Source organism: Vibrio sp. SCSIO 43136 (assembly GCF_023716565.1).
Taxonomy (GTDB): domain Bacteria; phylum Pseudomonadota; class Gammaproteobacteria; order Enterobacterales; family Vibrionaceae; genus Vibrio.
Map to the genome: position 1 here is coordinate 843,049 of NZ_CP071848.1, position 16,622 is coordinate 859,670.

The 16,622-nt window shown below is 47.6% G+C and carries 13 protein-coding genes; 11 read left to right on the forward strand and 2 right to left on the reverse strand.

Annotated elements, in window-relative coordinates; translation table 11 throughout:
• The first annotated feature begins 47 nt into the window (after positions 1-47).
• Entirely contained in the window at positions 48-980 is a 933-nt protein-coding gene (gene prmB / locus J4N39_RS04120) for a 50S ribosomal protein L3 N(5)-glutamine methyltransferase (protein ID WP_252022232.1), read from the forward strand.
• 202 nt (positions 981-1,182) lie between these two features.
• Positions 1,183-2,268 carry a chorismate synthase gene (gene aroC / locus J4N39_RS04125; RefSeq protein ID WP_252022233.1) on the forward strand — a complete coding sequence of 362 codons (1,086 nt, stop codon included), beginning with the start codon at positions 1,183-1,185 and terminating at the stop codon, positions 2,266-2,268.
• A gap of 84 nt (positions 2,269-2,352) precedes the next feature.
• Here aroC and J4N39_RS04130 read toward each other — a convergent pair whose 3' ends face one another.
• Complete coding sequence (locus J4N39_RS04130; protein ID WP_252022234.1) at positions 2,353-2,529, reverse strand: hypothetical protein; 177 nt, start codon at positions 2,527-2,529, stop codon at positions 2,353-2,355.
• Between the two features lie 154 nt (positions 2,530-2,683).
• On the opposite strand from J4N39_RS04130, the gene J4N39_RS04135 reads away from it, so the two are divergent.
• The 4 genes from J4N39_RS04135 (at position 2,684) to J4N39_RS04150 (ending at position 4,152) form a co-directional block, all read left to right on the forward strand.
• On the forward strand, positions 2,684-3,214 hold the full coding sequence (locus J4N39_RS04135; protein ID WP_252022235.1) for an elongation factor P hydroxylase: 531 nt from the start codon (positions 2,684-2,686) through the stop codon (positions 3,212-3,214).
• Between the two features lie 42 nt (positions 3,215-3,256).
• On the forward strand, positions 3,257-3,514 hold the full coding sequence (locus J4N39_RS04140; RefSeq protein WP_252022236.1) for a YfcL family protein: 258 nt from the start codon (positions 3,257-3,259) through the stop codon (positions 3,512-3,514).
• Positions 3,515-3,580: 66 nt separating this feature from the next.
• Complete coding sequence (locus J4N39_RS04145) at positions 3,581-3,859, forward strand: type II toxin-antitoxin system RelE/ParE family toxin (RefSeq protein ID WP_252022237.1); 279 nt, start codon at positions 3,581-3,583, stop codon at positions 3,857-3,859.
• The gene (locus tag J4N39_RS04150) at positions 3,859-4,152 is read left to right on the forward strand and encodes a HigA family addiction module antitoxin (RefSeq protein WP_252022238.1); all 294 of its coding nucleotides are present in this window, start codon (positions 3,859-3,861) and stop codon (positions 4,150-4,152) included. The genes J4N39_RS04145 and J4N39_RS04150 overlap by 1 nt, the downstream gene beginning before the upstream one ends.
• A 60-nt stretch (positions 4,153-4,212) precedes the next feature.
• Here J4N39_RS04150 and mnmC read toward each other — a convergent pair whose 3' ends face one another.
• Entirely contained in the window at positions 4,213-6,234 is a 2,022-nt protein-coding gene (gene mnmC, locus J4N39_RS04155; protein WP_252022239.1) for a bifunctional tRNA (5-methylaminomethyl-2-thiouridine)(34)-methyltransferase MnmC2/FAD-dependent 5-carboxymethylaminomethyl-2-thiouridine(34) oxidoreductase MnmC1, read from the reverse strand.
• Positions 6,235-6,364: 130 nt separating this feature from the next.
• On the opposite strand from mnmC, the gene fabB reads away from it, so the two are divergent.
• From fabB to truA, 5 genes are all read left to right on the forward strand, one after another.
• Positions 6,365-7,576, forward strand: coding sequence for a beta-ketoacyl-ACP synthase I (gene fabB / locus J4N39_RS04160; protein ID WP_252022240.1), 1,212 nt, complete (start codon positions 6,365-6,367; stop codon positions 7,574-7,576).
• Between the two features lie 192 nt (positions 7,577-7,768).
• Positions 7,769-8,929: a 4-phosphoerythronate dehydrogenase gene (locus tag J4N39_RS04165; RefSeq protein ID WP_252023615.1), complete on the forward strand. Its 1,161-nt coding sequence runs from the start codon at positions 7,769-7,771 to the stop codon at positions 8,927-8,929.
• Positions 8,913-9,926, forward strand: coding sequence for an aspartate-semialdehyde dehydrogenase (locus J4N39_RS04170; protein WP_252022241.1), 1,014 nt, complete (start codon positions 8,913-8,915; stop codon positions 9,924-9,926). The genes J4N39_RS04165 and J4N39_RS04170 overlap by 17 nt, the downstream gene beginning before the upstream one ends.
• A gap of 226 nt (positions 9,927-10,152) precedes the next feature.
• Positions 10,153-15,456, forward strand: a complete 5,304-nt coding sequence (locus J4N39_RS04175) for a FimV/HubP family polar landmark protein (protein ID WP_252022242.1) — start codon at positions 10,153-10,155, stop codon at positions 15,454-15,456.
• Positions 15,457-15,772: 316 nt separating this feature from the next.
• Positions 15,773-16,582, forward strand: coding sequence for a tRNA pseudouridine(38-40) synthase TruA (truA, locus tag J4N39_RS04180; protein ID WP_252022243.1), 810 nt, complete (start codon positions 15,773-15,775; stop codon positions 16,580-16,582).
• The last annotated feature ends 40 nt before the right edge of the window (positions 16,583-16,622 follow it).

A 16,622-nucleotide genomic window follows, 5' to 3' on the forward strand; every position in this document is an offset into this window, starting at 1 on the left:
AAAACCAAATTGGAATAGTCGTATTGTAACGCTATTCGGAGGCAAAATTGGATAAGATTTTCGTAGAAGAAGCGGTATCTGAGTTACATACCCTTCAAGACATGATCCGTTGGACAGTCAGCCGCTTTAATGCAGCAGGTCTATTTTATGGTCACGGTACAGACAATGCTTGGGATGAAGCGGTTCAGCTGATCCTTCCGACTTTGTACCTACCTATCGATGTGCCACCTCATGTGCTGAACTCTCGCTTAACCAGCAGTGAGCGTTTGCGTATCGTTGAGCGTGTTGTTCGTCGAATCAACGAGCGTACCCCAACGGCATACCTAACCAACAAAGCTTGGTTCTGTGGTCTTGAGTTCTTCGTCGACGAGCGTGTGCTTGTGCCGCGTTCACCAATCGGTGAGCTGATCGAAGCTCAATTCCAACCTTGGCTGATCGAAGAGCCAACCCGCATCATGGACCTGTGCACGGGCAGTGGCTGTATTGCTATCGCTTGTGCGCATGCGTTCCCAGAAGCGGAAGTGGATGCCATTGACATCTCAAGCGATGCGCTAGAAGTGGCGGAGCAAAACGTGCAAGACCACGGTATGGAGCAGCAAGTGTTCCCAATCCGCTCTGACTTGTTCAGAGACTTGCCAAAAGATAAGTACAACCTGATCGTGACTAACCCGCCATACGTGGATGAGGAAGACATGAACAGCCTGCCTGATGAGTTTACTCATGAGCCAGAACTTGGCCTTGCCGCAGGCTCTGATGGGCTGAAATTGGTGCGTCGCATCCTAGCAAACGCCCCAGACTACCTAACTGATGACGGCATCTTGGTGTGCGAAGTAGGTAACTCTATGGTGCACATGATGGAGCAATACCCAGGGATCCCATTCACTTGGATTAACTTCGAGAATGGTGGTCACGGTGTGTTTATGCTGACTTGTGCGCAACTTAAAGCGTGTGCAGAAGAGTTTAAATTATACAAAGATTAAGAGCGGGAAAAGGGAAAGGGTAAACGGGAAAGGGTTGACCCATTTCACCTTTGTTAAGCCGGATAAAGAGTCGATCAGATATTGGTCGGCTTTTTTTATGTCTGTTGGTCTTTACATCCAATCTTGTTAACGACACTATGAAAGCACGAACAACAAGCGATTAAAGTCAGATGAGGAAGCATCTGACGCCACAGAGGAAGTAATGGCAGGAAACAGCATTGGACAACATTTTCGAGTAACCACTTTTGGCGAGAGCCACGGCCTAGCACTAGGTTGTATTGTTGATGGTTGCCCTCCAGGCCTCAAACTTAGTGAAGCTGACCTTCAAGGTGACTTAGACCGTCGCCGTCCGGGGACATCCCGTTACACCACTCAGCGCCGCGAACCGGATGAAGTTAAAATTCTTTCGGGTGTATTTGAAGGCCAAACTACAGGTACTTCAATTGGTCTGTTGATTGAAAATACCGACCAGCGTTCTAAAGATTATTCAGAGATCAAAGACAAATTCCGTCCAGGTCATGCCGACTACACCTACCACCAAAAATACGGTGTCCGTGATTACCGTGGCGGTGGTCGCTCTTCTGCTCGCGAAACTGCAATGCGTGTTGCAGCAGGTGCGATCGCTAAGAAATACCTAAAAGATGAATTTGGTGTGGAAGTGCGTGCTTATCTATCTCAGATGGGTGACGTGAGTATCGACAAAGTGGATTGGGATGAGATTGAAAACAACGCATTTTTCTGCCCAGACGCTGATAAAGTTGAAGCCTTTGACCAGCTGATCCGTGACCTCAAGAAAGAAGGTGACTCAGTGGGTGCCAAGCTAACTGTGGTTGCAAACAAAGTTCCTGTAGGTCTTGGTGAGCCTGTATTTGATCGCCTTGATGCCGATATTGCTCATGCATTGATGAGTATCAATGCTGTGAAAGGTGTTGAGATTGGCGATGGTTTTGATGTAGTCAGCCAAAAGGGCAGTGAGCACCGTGACCCACTGACTCCAGAGGGTTTCACTAGTAATCACGCTGGTGGCATCTTAGGTGGTATCTCTACTGGCCAAGATATTGTCGCTCATATTGCGCTTAAACCAACCTCAAGCATCACGGTTCCGGGTGACACCATCACTAAACAAGGTGAACCAACTCAACTTATCACCAAAGGCCGTCACGACCCTTGTGTAGGTATCCGAGCTGTGCCAATTGCTGAAGCGATGCTGGCGATTGTGTTGCTAGACCACCTGCTACGCCACCGTGGCCAGAATCATGGTGTAACAACTGAGACGCCTGTGATTTAATCGCTGTACCTAAAAAAGTGCGCCGATCAAGTCCTCCCCCTTTTCAAGGGGGAGGGATCGTTTCGTACTCGCTGTAATCCAACCTCACAACTTCAACGCATTCCGAATCATCTCATCAACCTTATCCACCCCATACTGCGCATCTAACTCTTTCCTAAACTCTGCATTCCCCATGGCTCTCACAATATCTTCATTCGAAGGGCTGCCAATAATCGGGTTGTGCGTCTCATGATCATTTGAATGTTGGGATTTATCCGCCATAGTCATGCCTCCATTGCTTGGTGCTAGATACCAATCCCAAGTATTGTTCAACACCCTAGGTTGTTCAAACTTGAGCAACTCAGAGACAATCCCCTTTACATTCGGCGCTTGCTAAGCACAATAGGGCATCAAAGCAGTACTTGAGAGCTAACCCATGAGCCACCGCTATCAAGATTTGATTCAAATCTTTGATTCTACTTTCTATCCGACCTACAACACCCGTTTGGTGTTAGGTGAGGATGAGCCGATATACTTACCTGCCACAGATGCATGTGAGTATCACCGCATTATTTTTGCACGAGGTTTTTACGCTTCCGCATTGCATGAAATTGCTCATTGGTGTGTTGCAGGCCCAAAACGTCGCCTGTTAGAAGATTTTGGTTACTGGTATGAACCTGATGGCCGGACTGCTCAAGTGCAAGCGGAATTCGAAAAGGTTGAAATCCGCCCGCAAGCCTACGAGTGGATACTGGCCGTTAGTGCAGGCTTCCCATTTAATGTTAGCTGTGACAACCTAAATGGAGACTTTGAACCGGACCGATTGGCATTCATGACCAAGGTGCATGCAGAAGTTTTGTCGATTCTAGACAGTGGTATCCCACCGAGAGTTAATATGCTTTCAGATGCCTTGCGTGCCTTCTACCAAATACCAGAAATCACCAAGCAACATTTCATCGTGAAGTAATCTTCACCATAACAACAATATTCAGCCTTATAAGAGAACACCATGATTATCGAATTTGAAGAGAAGCTCCTAAACAAAATTGATGAGCGCATCGAGAACGCCTCAGATGATGAGCTGTTCGCTGGCGGCTATTTGCGCGGCCATATCTCACTTTCTGCTGCGGCGTGTGAAGAGGAAGGTGTGAACGATCTTGGTGAATTCAAAGCTAAGATTGAACAGAGTCTAGATGCGGCAAGAGCGGAACTCTCTCCCGCGGATCGAGCGATCGTTAATGACCTTTGGTTAGAGCTAAGCAACTAAATTTCGACTTAGATTGGTACTTTTACCAACTTGTCCCTTTGTGCGCAACACGCTACGTTTTGGTGTATGATTAAGTCATTCAAGCACAAAGGGCTCAAAAGATTTTATGAGTCAGGCAGCAAAGTTGGGATACAGGCTAAGCATGAGAAAAAGCTTAGGATTCAGTTGGCTGCTATTGATACCGCTAGCGTAATTGAAGATATAGATCTTCCTGTATTCAAGTTGCACCGTCTTAAAGGCAATCGAGAGGGTATTTGGTCGATTACTGTTAACGGGAATTGGCGCATTACCTTCGAGTTTGTTGATGGCAATGCTTATATTCTTAACTATGAGGACTATCACTGATGAGCATGCACAACCCTCCACACCCTGGTGAGTTTATTCATGAAGTCTACATGGAGCCATTTGGATATAGTTGTCGTTATATTGCCAAGCAATTGGATGTATCTCCATCCACGCTTAATCGAGTACTCAAAGGGTCCAGTTCCATTTCGCCTGAAATGGCGCTGCGTTTGTCAAAAGCTCTGGGGCGTACGCCAGAGAGTTGGCTAACGATGCAGGATAATTATGACCTGTGGCGAGCGAAGAAAAATGTCAATCTCAGCCGAGTAACTGTGATTGATTTCGCAACAGCTTAATATAAGTATGGTTTAGAAACACAAAACGCCCGATTGGGCGTTTTGTCATTATATCGCTTGTTAAGCTTCAGTAATCGCTTTACCTTTCCTAAGCTTTCTCACCCACATTTTCCCCGGATGAATCATCTCTAACACATCAACTGGCAGCGGGATCGGCTGATTACAAATCACTGAAGCTAAGGTTTCAGCCATCAGTGGGGCAGAGCTCAACCCTCTAGAACCTAGTCCCAATAAGCAGTATAGATTTGGATGAAGCGGGGTGTTCTCAGCATTGGTTTCACTTTGATGTTGCAGGTCTTGATACACATCGATGAGACTGTCGAAGTCCGCCACATTACCAACAAATGGGATATGGTCGCGCGTTACGCAGCGCACTCCTTGCCTTGCGTGATTGTCGCTGGTATCTACGTCTTTCACCCAAGTTTGGTTGGGTACGCAGCGTGACAGTTTTTCACCATTATCTCTTTGTGCGGCTTCATCAAACTTAGTATCAATATTACTGCGGTCGTAACTCGCCCCGATACAGTGATGCTGGTTGTTCGGGTTCACTGGCGTCATATAGCCATCGTAACAAAGTACAGGTTTGATTTTGCTAAGCTCAGTTGTGGTTGGGATATGGCTTACTTGACCTTTTACCGCTGATAGTGGCAGCTTTTGAGTCGGTGCCAATTGGTTGAACTCATGGCCATTGGCGATGACAACGACCTGGTGTTGGGCTTTTAGGTCGCCGTGGCTCAAATGCCACTGTTGGCTCTCTTCATCCCAAGTGAGTTGGTCTATCTTGGTGTTGTAACTGGCAGTCAATGTTCCTTTAGTTTCTAGCTTTTCGAACAAACCAGTAGTGAGCTGTTGCGGGCACAACCATCCACCTAGTGGGTAATGAACACTCGGCATATCAACGGCTTGACCAATGTTGTCATTAGTCTGCTCTGCATCTAACCAGTGCATTAGCTGGTGGTCAAAACCGCCTTTAGCTATCTTTCCTAGCTTAGTATGAGAAGCCTCATCCCACGCCAGTTGAGTGACACCACACCAGTCATGGTCAAACTCAATACCTTGCGCTGCCGCTTGGTCAACAAATTGGCGAGAGAACAAAAAAGCAGGAGCAAACAGTCGAGATACACCCTCATGGTTGCCATTCAGCAACGGATAAACAGCGCCTTGGCGATTGCCTGAAGCACCTTGAGCAGGCTCATCATCTTGGCAATAAAGCGTAGTCTTGATGCCACGGCGGGCTAGTGTGGTCGCAAGAGTAGCACTAGCAATACCACCACCAATAATCGCCACATCTTGGATATCTTCACTGCCTTGGTTGAAATACCACGGCTTAATATTGGTATAAGGCTGCTTATCGGCCACATGACCTACGATCATATCTCGCTTGGTCCCGAAGCCTTTGGTCTTTTTCATCTCAAAGCCCGCTTCAATCAGACCGCGGCGAACAAAGCCTGCTGCGGTAAAGGTGGCGCAAGTACAATCTTGTTTCGCCAGCTTCACCATGCCGTTGAATAGCTCTTGGTTCCACATCTCAGGGTTTTTGCTTGGTGCAAAGCCATCGAGGAACCACGCATCAATAATGCCGCTTTCTGGGGTCGGTACTTTTGGCATGCAGTCTTTAATGTCGCCAAACCATAAATCAAGTGTGACAGCACCATCGGCTAGCACAATACGGTGACATTCCGGCACGGCGATTGGGTAGTGCTGACGCAACTGCTCTGCATATTGCGCCAGTTCAGGCCATGACTGATGGGCTTTCTCTAGATCTTCTTTAGTGACAGGAAACTTTTCAAAGCTCACAAAGTGAAGCTCTTTGACGGTGGAATCTGGGTTCTCTTGACGGAAGTTATCAAACAGGTGCCAAAGTGCGAGGAAATTCAACCCAGTTCCAAATCCGGTTTCGCCGACCACAAAACGTTGTTGCCCGAAGTCATGCCAGCGATGAGGCAGCTGGTTTTTCTCTAAGAAAACGTATCGTGTTTCCGCCAAACCATCGACATTGGAGAAATAAACGTCGTCAAATTGGTCTGAAACCGGGGTGCCGACATCGTTCCATTCGAGCTTGGCATTTTTAATTGTGGTCATAGTTACCTTGTAATTAATGAGGATTCACTTAAAGTTACTGGGATTGTACGAATTTCTGGGAAAGCTGACCACTTCTGGCAGGGTTCTTGGGTATTATTCTACCGATTTTTGAATTATAGGAACGTCACAAATGAAACGAGTCGTAATCACCGGTATGGGTATTGTTTCCAGTATCGGTAACAACGTCCAAGAAGTTTTAGAATCACTTAAAGCAGGTAAATCAGGCATCACAGCGTCTGAGCAATTCAAGGAACAAGGTCTTCGCTCTCAAGTATGGGGCGACCTAAAAATCAATCCTGCTGAGCATATTGACCGCAAAAAAATGCGTTTCATGGGTGACGCGGCTGCATACGCATATTTGTCTATGGAGCAAGCAATTGAAGATGCTGGCCTAACTGAAGAGCAAGTATCTAACGACCGTACTGGTATTGTTGCAGGTTCTGGTGGTGCTTCATCACTAAACCAAGCAGTAGCGGTAGACACGCTACGTGAGAAAGGCGTTAAGCGTATTGGTCCATACATGGTACCTCGTACTATGTCTTCAACGGTTTCTGCATGTCTTGCAACACCGTTTAAAATCCGTGGTGTGAACTACTCAATGAGTTCTGCATGTGCAACCTCTGCACACTGTATTGGCCACGCAATGGAGCTTATCCAACTTGGTAAGCAAGACGTTGTATTCGCAGGTGGTGGTGAAGAGCTAGATTGGACTCTAACCATGATGTTTGATGCGATGGGCGCACTATCTACCAAGTACAACGAGACTCCAGATCAAGCGTCTCGTACTTACGATGCTGACCGCGATGGTTTCGTTATCTCTGGTGGTGGCGGCATGATGGTTATCGAAGAGCTTGAGCACGCACTTGCTCGCGGCGCTAAGATCTACGGCGAGATCGTAGGCTACGGTGCAACTTCAGATGGCTTCGATATGGTAGCTCCATCAGGTGAAGGCGCTGTTCGTTGTATGAAGATGGCGATGCAAGACGTTGACGGTATCGACTACATCAACACCCACGGCACTTCAACACCTGTTGGTGATGTCAAAGAGCTTGGTGCAATCCAAGAAGTGTTCGGTGGCAACAGCCCTGCGATCTCTGCAACTAAAGCAATGAGCGGCCACGCACTAGGTGCGGCGGGTGTTCACGAAGCTATCTATTCAACACTAATGCTAGAGCACGGCTTCATTGCGCCAAGCGTTAACGTTGAAAACCTAGACGAGAAAGGCGAAGGCCTAGACATCGTGACTGAATATCGTGAGCAAGAAATCAAGACGGTTATGTCTAACAGCTTTGGTTTCGGCGGCACGAACGCAACGCTTGTCATCAAAAAGTACGAAGCGTAATAGCGAAAGGTTTCCAGGGCTGATCGCTGAGTCAATACAGCGATCGCACAGACGCAGACAGCGCCCCATGGAGAGCGGGGCACAGTCCTTTTGTTCTGGAACTTACCGACCTCATTTGAGGTCGGTTTTTTTATGTCTTTTCGCAACGAATTGTTGCACAATCCCTCTATTCTCAGTTACCTAACCATCGTGATGAAAATAGTCATAGACGAAAACATGCCTTACGCCGAAGCGCTATTTAGCCAGCTCGGTGAAGTAGAAATGAAACCCGGTCGTAATTTGAGCGCCGAAGATCTTGTCGATGTTGATGCATTGATGATCCGCTCTGTGACTAAGGTGAACCAAGCGCTACTGGCTAAGGCCAATAAACTCAAATTTATTGGTACGGCAACGGCTGGTTTTGATCACGTGGATGAACAGCTTCTACAGCAGAAAGGGATATACTTTACCAATGCGGCGGGCTGTAACAAGGTCGGCGTAGCGGAGTACGTGATCAGCGTGTTGATGGTGCTTGCTCAGCAACACGGTTTTGAAATATTTGATAAGAAGGTTGGTATAGTCGGTGCTGGGCAAGTAGGAAGCTATTTAGCTAAGTGCCTAGAAGCATTGGGTATTGACGTGCTCCTTAATGACCCTCCTAAACAGATCGCCGGTGACAAACGCACTTTTAGTGACCTCGACAGCTTATTAGAGCAAGCGGATGTGATTACACTGCACACACCGATCACTCGCACTGGAGAGCATTCAACCTATCACTTGATTGATGAAGCTCGCTTGAACTCGATGCGAAGCGACCAAATTCTTATTAATGCCGCTCGCGGCCCAGTGGTCGATAATCAAGCGTTAAAACAACGTCTACAAAAGCAAGACGGTTTTATCGCCGCACTGGACGTGTTCGAGTTCGAACCCAAAGTTGATTTAGAGCTTTTGCCGCTCTTAGCTTTTGCGACTCCGCATGTTGCAGGCTATGGGTTAGAAGGTAAAGCTCGTGGTACAACGATGATTTTTAATGCATTTTGTCAATATCTACAGTTGGATAAAACAGCCAGTGCAGATGAGTTATTACCCGTTGCACCGATCCCACGAGTTCAGTTAGAAAGAGATTGGGATCACACAACACTGCACAATCTGACTCAGTTGATTTATGATGTGCGCCAAGATGATGCGCAGCTCCGACGAGAGCTCAACAAAGATGGTGTTTCTATCCCGACTGCATTTGACCAAATGCGCAAAAACTACTGGGATAGGAGAGAGTACAGCGCAATCACGCTAGTGGGAGGCAGTGACTGTCGATTAGAACCCCTAGCGAATTTAGGATTCAAAATTGAGGTGAAAAATGAGCCAAGAATTTAATATTGCGATTTTCGGTGCGACAGGTGCTGTGGGTGAAACCATGCTGGAAGTGCTTGAAGAGCGCAAGTTCCCTGTGGGTGAGCTGCATTTGCTAGCAAGTGAGCGCAGTGAAGGCAAAACCTATCGCTTCAATGGTAAAACCATCAAGGTTCAAAATGTAGAAAACTTTGACTGGTCACAAGTTCATATCGCTCTATTCTCGGCTGGCGGTGATCTGTCAGAAAAGTGGGCACCGATTGCAGCAGATGAAGGTGTGGTGGTTATCGATAACACCTCACACTTCCGTTACGACTACGACGTTCCTCTAGTAGTGCCTGAAGTGAACCCTGAAGCGATTGCAGAATTTCGTAACCGCAACATCATTGCTAACCCGAACTGTTCAACGATTCAGATGCTGGTGGCACTTAAGCCAATTCATGATGAAGTGGGCATTGAGCGTATTAACGTTTCAACTTACCAATCAGTTTCTGGTGCGGGCAAAGCGGGTATCGATGAGCTAGCAGGCCAAACGGCGTCTTTGCTGAATGGTCGTCCAGCAGAAGAAAAAGCATTTAGTCAGCAGATTGCGTTTAACTGTTTACCGCAAATCGATCAGTTCATGGACAATGGCTACACCAAAGAAGAGATGAAGATGGTTTGGGAGACCCAAAAGATCTTCAATGACCCTTCAATTATGGTTAACCCAACTTGTGTTCGTGTACCTGTGTTCTATGGCCATGCCGAAGCCGTTCATCTCGAAACTCGCTCACCAATCGATGCTGATCAAGTGACACAATTGCTTGAGCAAACGGATGGCATCGAAGTGTTCCACGGCCAAGATTTCCCAACTCAGGTGCGTGATGCGGGCGGAAAAGACCATGTTCTTGTTGGCCGTATCCGCAACGACATCAGCCACCACAGCGGTGTTAACCTGTGGGTTGTCGCAGACAATGTTCGTAAAGGTGCGGCAACCAACGCAGTACAAATTGCAGAAGTGCTGATCCGCGATTACTTCTAAGCAATCATTCGAAATGACAAAAGGCTCCTTTTTAGGAGCCTTTTTTAATTGACCAATTGCTCGTTTAAGCAGCGATTCTCGCCTGTTTGTGTGGCTCAAAAGGCTTTTTTTGCTTCAGTCACACATTTTTTGTTTCATAGCCTACAGTTTTGGGCTCTTTATCCGATATATTACGTAGATCACAGTTATATTTTTACTATAGAAAGCAAGAACAGCTGAGCCTTTTATGCACCATTTTCTCAAGCATCTGTTAACGCCCTTGCTTCTGGTGGCGATTACATGCATCTCTGTCGTAAAGGCAGAGTCCATCAGAATTATTGGTTCTAACGGGGAAGTTACGACTTCACCTCAATTTTCTGAACAATTTGAGCAAGCGATAAGTACAGACGAGCCGTCTTTATTTTACGGCCCAACAGGTGCTCAAGAGACCCTATGGTCAATCGCAACCGCTTTGCGTCCTGCCAATAATCTGAGCGTGCAGCAAACCTTGCTGGCGATTTATCGTCTAAACCCGCAAGCATTTGAGAATCAAAACATCCATTTGCTTGAAAGCGGCAGTACCCTGCGTGTTCCTTCGTTAGAACAAGTGCAATCGGAATCTACCGCCGATGCCGTGCGTGTGATGAATGCGCATCAAGCAAGACTTAACCCTCCAGCACCTCAACCGCAAACTGCAGCGACAGCTCCGGCAAGCCCGAGACCTGCGGTGCGTGTTATCCAGCAGCCGCAACCTAAGACAGAATCCACCCAACCTGCGACGACACAACCAGAAGCAACGCCAGCCGCTGAGCCAAAACCTGCTCAGCCAGCACCAGCAATGGTTAAAAAAGATGATGCTCAAGTGGATGATCTTAAACAGCAGTTGGAAGTTTCAGAGACCGAACTTAGCTCGCTGGAAGAGAAAAACCACCAGTTACGTTTGATGCTCTCTCAAGTCCAAGGTGAAGTTGAAAATCTGAAAACCGAATTGGATGACGAAGACCGTATTCGAAGCGAAGTAGAAAAGCTTCTCGCTGAAGAGCGAATGAAGCAAATGGAAGAGGCAAAGAATGCTCCAACCTTGATGGAGCAAATCATGTCAAACCCATTGCTACTGGGTGCCTTGGCTTTGATCCCTGGTCTACTACTTGGCGTGATTATCGTTATGCTGCTTGGTCGTAAGCGCAACGATGACAAACAGGAACAAGAGCCACAACAAGAAGCGACACCTCCGCCAGTCATCCCACCTCAAGATGATGATATTGATGATATTAACTTAGAAGATGAGTTGATCGGTGATATCGATGAAAGCGATCTTAATCTTGATGATGAGATGTTTGCTGATGATCTCCTTGATGGTGGTGATCAAGAAAAAGACACCGCTGAAGATGATGTGTTTGGCAACCTAGACGATGGGGATTTGGACTTCAATCTTGACGATGATGGTGACGATGACCCATTTGCAGGCATTGGGGATGACGGTGAGTTAGAAGCTGAAATTGCTGATCTTGAAGAGAGTAGCAATGGCATCAGCGTGGATGGCGATGAAAAAGCCCTTGGTCTAGATGAAATGTCAGCGGCGCTAGACTCGATTGAGCCTGATGACCCTGAAGAGTCCACAGAGGCTGATTTCGATCTCTCGGAAGAAGTGTCCAATGATGACATTGACGCACTTTTAGCATCCGATGAACCGACTGAGGACCTAGAGTCAGAGTCGCTTGATCAGTCCATGCTTGACGACCTCTTCGCTGGTGTAGATACCACTGAAACAGATGATGATCTCGACTTTGGTACTTTGCTTGCAGATGAAGACCCGGCCGCTTCCGATGAAGTGACCGACGACGAAGATATCGATGCGCTTTTTGCTCAAGCAACAGCGGAACAACTTGCCTCTGAAGCAGGCGAAGATAACTCAGCAGAAGCTGAACTGTTGGATGAACTGCTAGAAGAAGCTGACCAACCAGAGCCAGATGCAACCGAGCTTCTAGATGAAGTGATCGAAAACGAAGGTGAGGATGTTCTTGGAGACACCGAACTGCTCGACGAGTTGTTGGCAGAAAACTCACCAACGGAAGAAGCCTTAGAAGAAGAGTTTGACTTCAACCTCGATAGTGAGGATGACGAAGTAAAAACTAGCGTCGACCCAGACAGCACAGATCTACTTGATAGCTTGATTGAGGCGGACGACGAAGTCGCTGACATCGAACTTGATGAATCAAGCACCGAGTTGCTAGATGAAGTTTTAGGTGAATCTTCTGTAGATGAAGCATTTGAGCTCGATGAGAACAGCACCGACTTACTTGATGACGTATTAGAAGTTGAAGAGAAGGCTGCAGTCGAAGGTGATAGTGAAGATCTTCTCGATAATCTTATCGAGCTTGACGAAGAGGAGTTGCAGCAAGCTCAAGCGTCTGAAGAAGCGTTTGACTTTGATGAGATTTTGAACGAGCAAATGGCTGCAGAGCCAGAGCCAGAGCCAGAGCCAGAGCCAGAGCCAGAGCCAGAGCCAGAGCCAGAGCCAGAGCCAGAGCCAGAGCCAGAGCCAGAGCCAGAGGACTTCGCTGACCAGTTAATTGCAGAGCAATCTGAACAATCAGTGCCGAATGAAGAGGCGGCTCCTAAAACAAGCAATGATGCCGATGATCTGTTGGCAGAGTTTGGTATTGACGCTCAAGAAGCGACTCAGGAAGACGATGATATTGAAGTGCCAGAGACGCTCGTCAGCGAAGAATCTTCGCTGTCTGATGATGCCAGTGATGCCTTGGTTGAAGAGCCTACTCCAGAGCCAAGCTTGGAAAGCGAAGTTCTCTCTGAAGAGTCAGATCTGCCAGCAGCAGACGAAGCTTTAGAAGCAGAAGAGTCAGTTTCTGCACAGGATACTTCAGAGTCTGAAGAGTTTGTCGCAGCACCGATAGAAGACCCAACAACCGCATTTTCATTACGTGGTCAAGAAGATGAGCCATTGGATATTCTCATGGGAGAATCACCAACGGAGCTAACCGATGACCAAGAGACTGAGGAAGATTGGCAAGCCGATGCCTTTACTGAAGAAGCAGACCAAGAAGAAGAGTTAAAGATTCCAGGTACCGAAGGCTTGGATGAAGCTCTTGAGCAAGCCTCCGATACTGCAGAGCCAGAGCCAGAGCCAGAGCCAGAGCCAGAGCCAGCGGGTTCCTCAAACGAGTTTGGAACGCCACAGGAGCAAGATTGGGACTTCGATGATGTTGATTTGTCCGTACTTGATGACACACCGTCAGATATCGAACCGGAGCCAGATCTAGCACTGGATGATCTTCAGACATCCGAAGTTCAGGATGTCGATACTGAAACAGAAGCGTCCGAGCTTTCGTCAGCATTCGATACCCCTGAACTAGACGACGTTGATTTAGGTGATTTTGGTGAAGATGATGCTTTAGCGGCAATCTCAGAAGAGCCAATCACTGAAGCACCTGTAGAACCAGAAGCTGCGCCAGAGTTTGAAATTCCAGAACTGGATGAAGATGCATTGGGTGAATTTGGTGAAGATGATGCTCTAGCTGCAGTAGCAGAGGAGCCAATCACTGAAGCACTAGCAGAGCCAGAAGCCGCACCAGAGTTTGAAATTCCAGAGTTGGATGAAGATGCACTTGGCGAGTTTAGCGAAGATGACGCTCTAGCCGCGGTGGCAGAAGAGCCAATCACTGAAGCGCCAATAGAGCCAGAAGCTACGCCAGAGTTTGAAATTCCAGAACTGGATGAAGATGCACTGGGTGAATTTGGTGAAGATGATGCTCTAGCTGCAGTAGCAGAGGAGCCAATCACTGAAGCACTAGCAGAGCCAGAAACCGCGCCAGAGTTTGAAATTCCAGAGTTGGATGAAGATGCACTTGGCGAGTTTAGCGAAGATGACGTTTTAGCTGCGGTAGCAGAAGAGCCAATCACTGAAGCGCCAGTAGTACCAGAAGCTACGCCGGAGTTTGAAATTCCAGAACTGGATGAAGATGCACTGGGTGAATTTGGTGAAGATGAAGCTCTAGCTGCAGTAGCAGAGGAGCCAATCACTGAAGCGCCAGTAGTGCCAGAAGCTACGCCAGAGTTTGAAATTCCAGAACTGGATGAAGATGCACTGGGTGAATTTGGTGAAAAGGACGCTTTAGCTGCGGTAGCAGAAGAGCCAATCACTGAAGCGCCAGTAGTGCCAGAAGCTACGCCAGAGTTTGAAATTCCAGAACTGGATGAAGATGCACTGGGTGATTTTGGTGAAGATGATGCTCTAGCTGCAGTAGCAGAGGAGCCAATCACTGAAGCACTAGCAGAGCCAGAAGCAGCGCCAGATTTTGAAATTCCAGAGTTGGATGAAGATGCACTTGGCGAGTTTAGCGAAGATGACGCTTTAGCTGCAGTAGCAGAGGAGCCAATCACTGAAGCACTAGCAGAGCCGGAGGCAGCGCCAGATTTTGAAATTCCAGAGTTGGATGAAGATGCACTTGGCGAGTTTAGCGAAGATGACGCTTTAGCTGCGGTAGCAGAAGAGCCAATCACTGAAGCGCCAGTAGAGCCAGAAACTACGCCAGATTTTGAAATTCCAGAACTGGATGAAGATGCACTGGGTGAGTTTGGTGAAGATGAAGCTCTAGCTGCAGTAGCAGAGGAGCCAATCACTGAAGCACTAACGGAGCCAGATTTTGAAATTCCAGAGTTGGATGAAGATGTACTTGGCGAGTTTAGCGAAGATGACGCTTTAGCTGCGGTAGCAGAAGAACCAATCACTGAAGCGCCAGCAGAGCCAGAAGCAGCACCAGAGTTTGAAATTCCAGAGCTGGATGATGAAGACCTAGGTGACTTTGATGAAGCTGATGCATTGGCCGCAGCTTTTGAACAACCACCTGCTGAGCCGGCAAAAGAGCCGCAGGTGGCCGCTGAACCTCCAGTAGATTCTGAGATCAAGGCATTTGATGAAAATGAAACCGTAGCGCAGCTGCTTGATGATAGTCAGCCAACCGCTCCGAGCTTTGATCAGCCGCTAGACCAAGACACCATCGATAGTGCGGGTATGGACTTTGAGGCCATGCTTGATGTGGGGGGTGAAGACTGGAACGGCTTTAATCTGACTCCAGAGCAGCAAGCCTCTATCTCTGAGGAAGTGCCAGAAGACGAGCAAGCAGCATGGCAAACTTCTGACCTAGAAGAGCCACAAGTGGCTGAAGAAGACTGGTCACAGCAACCTGAGATGGGCACAGAGTCAGGAACACAAGGCTTTATGAGTGTTGATGAACTTATGGCTCAGGTCGAACAGGAAGAGTCGCAAGATATTGAAAAGCCTGACCTTGATGCGCAAGACTTAGATTTGCAAGTCGGCCTTGAAGAGTTCCCAGATGTCATTGGTGATGTAGAACCATTCGATGTGGATGAAAATGGCGAAGCGGCAGGTAAACTCGACTTAGCTAAGATCTACATTGAAATGAATGACCCTGAAGGCGCAATCAAGCTAGCTGAAGAGGCAATTGTCTACGGCGACGACCAAGTTCGCAAAGAAGCCAAAGCACTAATTGATAAGTTGAATGGGAATTAGACCAGGTTGCTAAAGCACACAAAAACGAGACGCTGATGTGTCTCGTTTTTTTTATTTCGGTAAACGGACGCGTTGCTAACGGTTTGCAGGAAAGGGTTTTGTTTTTTGGTGGAGGTTGGGGTAAGTGATTACTTGACTTAGACTTTGGTACTTGGAAAATTCGTTTCCCGTTTCCCGTTTCCCGTTTCCCGTTTCCCGTTTCCCGTTTCCCGTTTCCCGTTTCCCGTTTCCCGTTTCCCGTTTCCCCCATACCTAGCGATTGCTATAATTTACGTTTATACTCCCCCGTCCAATTTTGTCTAAGAGTAACAGTCAAATGCGCATAGCGTTAGGTATCGAATATGATGGTGCGAAATACTACGGTTGGCAGCGTCAGCGTGAAGTGAAAAGTGTTCAAGAGCACTTAGAAAAAGCCCTATCTAAAATTGCCAATCATCCTGTTGAAGTCCAATGTGCTGGTCGCACAGACGCAGGGGTTCACGGCACGGGGCAAGTGGTGCACTTCGATACTACCGCAACTCGTAAAATGGTGGCGTGGACTATGGGTGCGAACACCAACATGCCCAAAGACATTGCTGTGCGTTGGGCGAAAGAAGTGCCAGAAGAGTTTCATGCGCGCTTTACCGCAACCGCACGCCGTTATCGCTACGTCATCTACAACCATGCTTACCGCCCAGGAATCTTGTCCTCAGGTGTCAGTCATTATCATGGTGATCTAGACGTAACCAAGATGCACGAAGCAGCGCAATATCTGCTTGGTGAAAATGACTTTACCTCATTCCGCGCTGCCCATTGCCAGTCTCGCAGTCCGTGGCGTAACATGATGCACATCAACGTAACTCGCCATGGTCACTACGTGGTGATAGATATCAAAGCCAATGCGTTTGTGCACCACATGGTGCGTAATATTACGGGTAGCCTGATCACTGTGGGCCGCGGCGAACAGTCGCCAGAATGGATCAAATGGCTGCTAGAAGCGAAAGACCGAAAATTGGCATCAGCAACTGCAAAAGCAGAAGGTTTATACCTTGTTGATGTGGATTATCCAGCCGAATTTGAATTGCCTCGTGAGCCACTCGGGCCGCTGTTTTTGCCTCAAGAACTTGTATCAGACCCAAGCCAATAATTTGTATATGCTTCAAGGTTTAAATAGGTACAACCAGTTT